This is a genomic window from Mycobacterium sp. TH-M25, assembly GCF_057473665.1.
Window position 1 is genome coordinate 1 of the sequence record NZ_JBYCLA010000576.1, and the last position, 7490, is coordinate 7490.

The following is a 7490-nucleotide window of genomic DNA, read 5'->3' on the forward strand; positions in this document are numbered from 1 at the left end:
CCGGTTGCCGTCGACGACCAACTTGTTGACCTGGCCGGCACGCTCGGCCAGTACGCCGGTTACCGATTTGGCATGTGCCAGAAGCTGTTCCAGCCCCTCGTCGCGGGTGTTCAGGGTGCGCGACAGCGAGGTGATGCCGTCCAGTGCTCCACGCAACTGCGGCGTGGCGTCGCGCAGGGCGTCGGTGAGAACCGTCAGCGATTTCTCGAATTGCCCCTTGTCCAGGTCGCCGGCGTTGTGGCCCAGGTCTTCCAGCGCGGAACCCAGCGTGTACGGCGTCGTCGTCCGGCTCAGCGGGATGGTGGTGGCGGTGCCCGTACCGGCCGGGGTGATCGCCACCGCGCGCTGCCCCAGGATGGTCTCGGTCCGGATCGCCGCCAGTGAGCTGTTGCCCACGTTGATGTGACGATCGACGGTGAAGGCGACTTTGGCGGTGTCGCCGGCGAGCGTAACCGCCTGCACCTTGCCGACTTTGATACCGGATACGTACACGTCGTTTCCGGGGTTTATCCCGCCGGCGTCGGCGAAATACGCCGTGTAGGGCCGGCCTTGGGGCCAGAATGGCAACGAGGTGTAGCCAAACGCGACCACAATCACGCACACGACAAGAACCACGCCAAAAATTCCGGTCCGCAGTGGATCACGGTCGCGGCGGCGGGTGTTACTTGTTGACAAAAGCGCACCTACCTTTGCTCGGATCCACCTGGCCACCCATCGGGATGAGAATGTCGCTGCCTGCCGGGCCGTTGATCTTGAGCGACACCGTGCAGAAGTAAATGTTGAAGTAGGCGCCGTAGGCGCCGAGGGCAGATAGCCGAAGGTAGTCCTCCCCCAGCTGCTCGATGTCGTTGTTCACCTCGGGCAATCGATCGTTGATCTCGCCGGCGAGCGGTCGCGTATTCTCCAGGACGCCCTGCAGTGGGCGGCGTGAATTTTTCAGCAGGTCGGTCAGGTCCGATGTGGTGGTGGCCAGCGGCGAGATGGCGCCGGCTATCGCATCGCGCCCCTCGGCCAGTCCGGTGATGAGCCTCTGCAATTGGTCGACGGCGTCGGAGAATTGCGCTCCTTTGGCGTCCACGGTGCTCAACACCGCGTTGAGGTTGGTGATCACAGCGCCGATGGTGCGGTCACGTGCACCGAGGGTCGACCCGAACGCGTTGGTGTTGGCCAGCAGGTTGGACAGCGCCCCGCCCTGACCCTGCAGCAGGTCGATCACATAACCGGTGATCGTGTTGATCTTGTCGGCGTCCAGACCCTTGAGTACCGGACGAAGTCCACCGAGCAGCGCGTCGAGGTCGAGTGCAGGTTGCGTGTGCCGCTGATCGATGGTCCCACCAGGGGAAAGCTTCCGCAATTCCCCAGGGCCCGAGGTGATTTCCAAGAAACGGTCGCCGACCAGGTTGTCGTAACGAATCAAGGCACGAGTCGACGAGTACAGCGTGTAACGCTTGTCCACCGTGAAGGCGACGTCGACGGTGTTGTTCGGATTGAGCTTGACTTCCCGCACCGCGCCCACCGGCACACCGGCGATCCGCACCTTCTGGTTTCCCTTGAGTCGGCTCGCGTCGATGAAGTTGGCGTGGTAGGTGTTCGACGGCCCGAAACGGAACTCACCGAATGTCACCACCAGGCCGACCGCCACCAACAGCATGGTGACCGTGAAGATGCCGACCTTGATCATCATCGAGCGTTGGGATTCGTAGTTGCCCATCAGAAGTCGTCCCGCTCTGCGAACGCGCCGTGGAACAACCACTGCAGCGTCGACGGGGCGTCGACCTGAAGCTCGGTGAACGGCTCGTAGGGGATGTTCGCGTTGTCGGTCACCAGGAAGGGCGCCCGATACCAGGAACCGCCGGTCTGCTTGGTGGGTAGGTCCGGTAGTCCGCGGCAGTTGGGCCCGCCGGAGGCGTTCACGATCGGCAGGCTCTCCGGATAGGTGTAGGTCGGTGCACCCAGGATAAAACTCGACGAGGTGAACAGGCCCGCTTTCTTGACACCCAGGATGGGCGCGAATTCTTTGATCCCCCGGTCGATGGCTCCAAACAGGCAGCCGAATTCCGGTGAATACTCCGCGGCGACTTTCAGCGGGGCGCGAAGGCGTTTGATACCGTCGATCAAATTCTGTTCGGCCGGTGCCAGCGTGTCATAAGCGTTGTTGGACAAGCCGATTGCGGACAATAAGCTGGTGTTCAGGTTGGTCTGCTGGTCCACGACGGTGTGGGAAATCGTGGGCGTGTTGTTGAAAACGGTGACGAGGTCGGGTGCGGCTTCCCCATAAATGTTGGCGACGGCAGCGGTTTTACGGAAGTCCTGCTGCAGGGTGGGCAGCTTCGGGTTGAGTTGCTGCGCCAAGGTATTCAGACCCGACAGCACACCACCGAAGTCGCGGCCGTGTCCCCGCAGTCCTTCAGCCAACGCACTGAGCGTGCCGTTCAATTCGACGGGATCGATCTTCTGCAGCAGGCCGATCAGCGACTGAAACAGCGTGTTGACTTCCAGCGAAACCGCCGAGACCGCCAGATGCGCGCCCGGCTTCAGCGCCGCGCGCGAAGGATCCTTGGGCGGGATGAACTCCACCGACTTGGCGCCGAAGACTGTGCTGCTGGCGATGTGGACGGCGGCGTTGGAGGGAATGTAATGCAGTTCGCCGTCGTCGATGGCCAGTCGCAACTGCGCGTGCTCGCCGGCGTAGCTGATGTCGTCGACCTTGCCGATCTGGACGCCGCGGAACTTCACCTTGTTGCCGCGGTCCATCTCGAGGCCGGCGCGCGGTGCGGTCAGCGTGATGGTGTCCGTCGGTGAAAACGCCGCCGTGTAGGAGAGGTACGTCAGCACCGCAAACCCCACCAACAGCGCGGCCAGCAGCGCCGCTGCCAGCCGGACGCGGATGCGGTGTGCACCGGTGCTCGCCACTGCTCCCCCCTTATCCGGAGAGGTTGAAATTACCGGACGCCCCGTAGACCGCGAGCGAAATGAACAGGGTAATCACGACGACCACGATCAACGAGGTGCGCACCGCCTGACCGACCGCCAGACCGACACCCACCGGACCGCCAGAAGCGTTGTAGCCGTAGTACGTATGGATCAGCATCACTGCGATCGACATCACGATGGCCTGCAGGAACGACCACAGCAAGTCGGTAGGAATCAGGAAGGTGCTGAAGTAGTGGTCGTAGAGACCGGCCGACTGCCCGTTGAGGAAGACCGTGGTGGAGCGGGCAGCGAAGAAAGACGCCAGCACCGCAAGCGAATACAGCGGCACGATGGCAATCAAGCCCGCTATCAACCGCGTCGACACCAGGTAGGACACCGAGTGCACTGCCATCGCCTCGATGGCGTCGATCTCCTCGGCGACCCGCATCGCACCCAACTGCGCGGTGGTGCCGGCGCCGATGGTCGCCGCCAAGGCGATGCCCGCCACCACCGGGGCCACGATGCGAACATTCAGAAATGCCGACAGGAAACCGGTCAAAGCCTCAATGCCGATGTTGCCCAAGGACTCGTAGCCCTGCACGGCGATCACGCCGCCCGACGCGAGCGTCAAAAACGCTGCGACGCCGACCGTTCCGCCGATGAGCACCAGCGCGCCGGTGCCCATGGTCATTTCAGCGATCAGCCGAATGGTCTCCTTGCGGTAGCGGGTGAGCGCGTTCGGGATGTAACGCATCGACTCGCCGTAGAACAGCGCCTGCTCGCCGAAGCTGTCGACCGGTCCGGCAAACCGGTGGAAGAAACGGCGCATGCGCAGCGTGGCGTCGTAACTCACGGGTGCCTCATCGGGCCAGCACTCGGACACCGATCGCGGTCATGATGACGTTGATCACGAACAGGCAGATGAACGCGTAGACCACGGTCTCGTTGACCGCGACCCCGACGCCTTTGGGACCGCCCTTGACCGTCAACCCGCGGTAGCAGCCGACCAGACCGGCGATCACACCAAACAGCAGCGCCTTGACTTCGGAGAGCATCAACTCGCCGAGGTGGGTCAGCACGGTCAGGCCGTTGACGAACGCACCGGGATTGACGCCCTGCAGCAGCACCGAAAAGACGTAGCCACCGGCGATACCGATGGCCGAGACGAGGCCGTTGAGGAGCAGCGCGACGAACGTCGACGCCAGCACCCTGGGCACCACCAGACGTTGAATGGGGTCGATGCCGAGCACCCGCATCGCGTCGATCTCCTCGCGGATGGTGCGCGCGCCCAGGTCGGCGCAGATTGCGGTTGCACCGGCGCCGGCCACCACCAACACGGTGACGACGGGTCCCAGCTGGGTGATGGTTCCGAACGCGGTGCCCGCGCCCGACAGATCGGCGGCGCCGATCTCGCGAAGCAGGATATTGAGCGTGAACGCCACCAAGACGGTGAACGGAATGGCCACCAGCAGCGTCGGGATCAGAGAAACCCGGGCGATCATCCAGGTCTGGTCGAGGAACTCACGGAACTGGAAGGGGCGCTGAAACGTCTTGCGAAAAGTCTCCAGGGACATCTCGACGAAACCGCCCACGGCCCGAGCCGGAACCGCGAGCTGTTCGATCAACCTGGTTCCCTTCCCTCGCGGGGTCTATCCCACTTTCGAAAGCGAAGCTTGTGCATCCCCCGTTGCGGCGCCTTCGCGTGTGTCCAAGCGGGGGCGTCCGCGTGAGCGCGCCCATCGTAACTAGAACAAGTTCGGCGTGTCAAAGAACCGCAAAATTCGACAAATGTCAGTAACTTAGCAGGTCAGAGCATTTGTGATCCAGATCATTCTGAAACGTGTTCTAGTTAATCCAGGTTTGATACCGACCGTCTCGCGGGCCGGTCGGTCACTCCATCAATGCGGTAGCCGCAAAGTTGCGCTCCGGGTCGCGACCGGCGACGTAGTCCTGCATCGCGGTGCTCAGCGCGCCTGGGTCCCAGGCTTGGGCATCGGTCGCGAACCGATGCTCCACAGTCGGTGCCGCCACCAACGTCACCTGCGGGCCGTACACGATGAACACCTGGCCGTTAACGTCTTTGGCCGCCGGCGATGCCAGGAACCGCACCAGGGTCACGACGTGCTCCGGTGAGAGCGGGTCGATCCCGCCGTCGGCCACCGCGGGCGCGTCGCCGAAGACGTCCGCGGTCATCGCGGTCCGGGCCCGCGGGGCGATCGCGTTGGCACACACACCGTAGCGGCCGAGCGCCCGCGCCGCGGTCAGGGTGAGCGCGGAGATCCCGGCCTTCGCCGCGCCGTAGTTGGCCTGACCGACCGGGCCCACCAGGCCGGCCTCCGACGAGGTGTTGATGATGCGCCCGTAGACCGAGCCGTCGCTTCCCTTGGCCTGGGAACGCCAGTACGTCGCGGCGTTGCGGGTCAACAGGAAGTGCCCGCGCAGGTGCACCGCGATCACCGCGTCCCACTCCTCGTCGGACATGTTGAACAACATCCGGTCACGCGTGATCCCGGCGTTGTTCACCACGATGCCCAGCCCGCCCAGTCCGTCGGCGGTGGCCACCAATTCGTCGGCCGTCTCGCGCCGGCTGATGTCGCCGGCCACGGCGACGGCTTTGGAACCTGCGGAGGTGATCTCGTCGATCACGTCGGAGGCGTCCAGCGCGGCTTTGATGTCGTTGACGACGATGGTCGCGCCCGCGCGTGCCAAGCCGATCGCCTCGGCGCGGCCCAGCCCTGCGGCCGCGCCGGTGACCACCGCGACCTTTCCGGACAGGTCGATCGCGTTCATGCTGCTGCTCAATTTACGAAGGCCTCTAGTCTTCCCGTATCAAGGCAGCACGCGGGCATTCCGCGATTGCCTGCTCTGCCAGTGACTCCATGTCGGCGGGCACCGGATCCAGCTTCACCACCGCGTAATCCTCGTCGTCGAGATCGAAGATATCCGGCGCGATTCCCAAGCACACCGCATTGCCTTCGCACCGGTCGTGGTCGACTTTCACCCGCACGACGTTCCTCCTTGAGCCATGGCTTCCAATCGGTATGCCCACCATACGACCCGTCCCGGCCGCGTCCCCGGGAAAGGTCGCTGGACGCTTCAGACTAGAACGTGTTACAACCACAGGATGCGAATGGGTAGCCGACGACGCTGGCTGCGCAGAACTCGCCGATGACTGGAGGGCAGCCAGGATGCGCATCAGTTACACCCCGGAGCAGGAGGAGTTGCGCCGCGAACTGCGGTCGTACTTCGCCACGCTGATCACCCCGGAACGTCGCGAAGCACTGAGTTCGACGTCGGGGGAGGTCGGCGAGGGCAACGTCTACCGCGACACCGTCGCGCAGATGGGCAAAGACGGCTGGCTCACCCTGAACTGGCCCAAGGAGTACGGCGGCCAGGACCGCTCGCCGATGGACTCGCTGATCTTCACCGACGAGGCCGCGATCGCCGGCGCGCCGGTGCCGTTCTTGACCATCAACAGCGTCGCGCCGACGATCATGGCCTTTGGCACCGAGGAGCAGAAGAAGTTCTTCCTGCCGCGCATTGCCGCGGGGGAACTGCACATCTCGATCGGCTACTCCGAGCCCGGCGCCGGCACCGACCTGGCGAACCTGCGGACCACCGCGGTGCGCGACGGCGACGACTACGTGGTCAACGGCCAGAAGATGTGGACCAGCCTGATCGCCTACGCCGACTACGTCTGGCTGGCCGTGCGCACCAATCCCGAAGCCAAAAAGCACCGCGGCATCTCGATGCTGATCATGCCGACCACCGCCGACGGGTTCTCCTGGACCCCGGTGCACACCATGTCCGGTGTCGACACCAGCGCCACCTACTACTCCGACGTCCGCGTTCCGGTGGCCAACCGGGTCGGTGAGGAGAACGCCGGCTGGAAGCTGGTGACCAACCAGCTCAATCACGAGCGTGTCGCATTGGTGTCGCCGATGCCGATCATCATGGCGCTCAACCAAGTTCGCGAATGGGCGCAAAACACCAAGGACCACAACGGTTCTCGACTGATCGATTCGGAATGGGTGCAGCTCAACCTGGCCCGGGTGCACGCAGGCGTCGAGGTCCTCAAGCTGATCAACTGGGAGCTGGCCTCGGTGGAATCAGCACCGTCGCCGGCGGACGCTTCGGCGGCCAAGGTGTACGGCACCGAATTGGCCACCGAGGCCTACCGGCTGCTGATGGAGGTGCTGGGCACCGCGGCGACCGTGCGACAGGATTCACCCGGCGCGCTGCTGCGCGGACGGGTCGAGCGGATGCACCGGGCGTGCTTGATCCTGACCTTCGGCGGCGGCACCAACGAGGTGCAACGCGACATCATCGGCATGGTGGCGCTCGGCCTGCCCCGAGCCAACCGCTAACGGAATCACGGCGAATCCATGGACTTCACGACAACCGAAGCCGCCGACGATCTCGGCGGTCTGGTCACGACGATCGTCGATGCGGTGTGCACGCCCGAGCACCAGCGCACGCTCGACGGCCTCGAGGAGCGGTTCGACCGCGAGCTCTGGGGAAAGCTCGCCGACGCCAACATCCTGTCTACCGCTGCGCCGGAGTCGTTGGGCGGGGGC

The 7490-nt window shown here is 64.3% G+C and carries 8 protein-coding genes and 1 pseudogene; 2 read left to right on the forward strand and 7 right to left on the reverse strand.

The genetic code is table 11. The features are described 5' to 3' along the window. From AC2VOU_RS19195 to AC2VOU_RS19225, 7 genes are all read right to left on the reverse strand, one after another. On the reverse strand, positions 1-675 hold a 675-nt coding region (locus AC2VOU_RS19195), incomplete at its 3' end, for an MCE family protein (RefSeq protein WP_486958784.1). Next, positions 662-1711 (reverse strand): MCE family protein, encoded by a 1050-nt coding sequence (locus AC2VOU_RS19200; protein WP_486958785.1) that lies wholly within the window; start codon positions 1709-1711, stop codon positions 662-664. The genes AC2VOU_RS19200 and AC2VOU_RS19195, both read right to left, overlap by 14 nt. Next, on the reverse strand, positions 1711-2913 hold the full coding sequence (locus AC2VOU_RS19205) for an MCE family protein (RefSeq protein ID WP_486958786.1): 1203 nt from the start codon (positions 2911-2913) through the stop codon (positions 1711-1713). The genes AC2VOU_RS19200 and AC2VOU_RS19205 overlap by 1 nt, the downstream gene beginning before the upstream one ends. A gap of 10 nt (positions 2914-2923) precedes the next feature. Then, on the reverse strand, positions 2924-3766 hold the full coding sequence (locus AC2VOU_RS19210) for an MlaE family ABC transporter permease (protein ID WP_486958787.1): 843 nt from the start codon (positions 3764-3766) through the stop codon (positions 2924-2926). Positions 3767-3773: 7 nt separating this feature from the next. Next, positions 3774-4538, reverse strand: a complete 765-nt coding sequence (locus tag AC2VOU_RS19215; protein WP_486958788.1) for an MlaE family ABC transporter permease — start codon at positions 4536-4538, stop codon at positions 3774-3776. 265 nt (positions 4539-4803) lie between these two features. Beyond that, a complete protein-coding gene (locus AC2VOU_RS19220; protein ID WP_486958789.1) occupies positions 4804-5703 on the reverse strand; it encodes a 3-oxoacyl-ACP reductase in 900 nt (299 codons plus the stop codon). A gap of 25 nt (positions 5704-5728) precedes the next feature. Then, positions 5729-5920: a ferredoxin gene (locus AC2VOU_RS19225; protein ID WP_486958790.1), complete on the reverse strand. Its 192-nt coding sequence runs from the start codon at positions 5918-5920 to the stop codon at positions 5729-5731. Positions 5921-6101: 181 nt separating this feature from the next. Between AC2VOU_RS19225 and AC2VOU_RS19230 the strand changes: the two genes are divergently transcribed. Together AC2VOU_RS19230 and AC2VOU_RS19235 are read left to right on the forward strand one after the other, a co-directional pair. After that, a complete protein-coding gene (locus AC2VOU_RS19230; RefSeq protein WP_486958791.1) occupies positions 6102-7280 on the forward strand; it encodes an acyl-CoA dehydrogenase family protein in 1179 nt (392 codons plus the stop codon). Between the two features lie 18 nt (positions 7281-7298). Continuing rightward, positions 7299-7490 (forward strand): annotated as a pseudogene (locus tag AC2VOU_RS19235) (acyl-CoA dehydrogenase family protein); the annotation flags it as partial.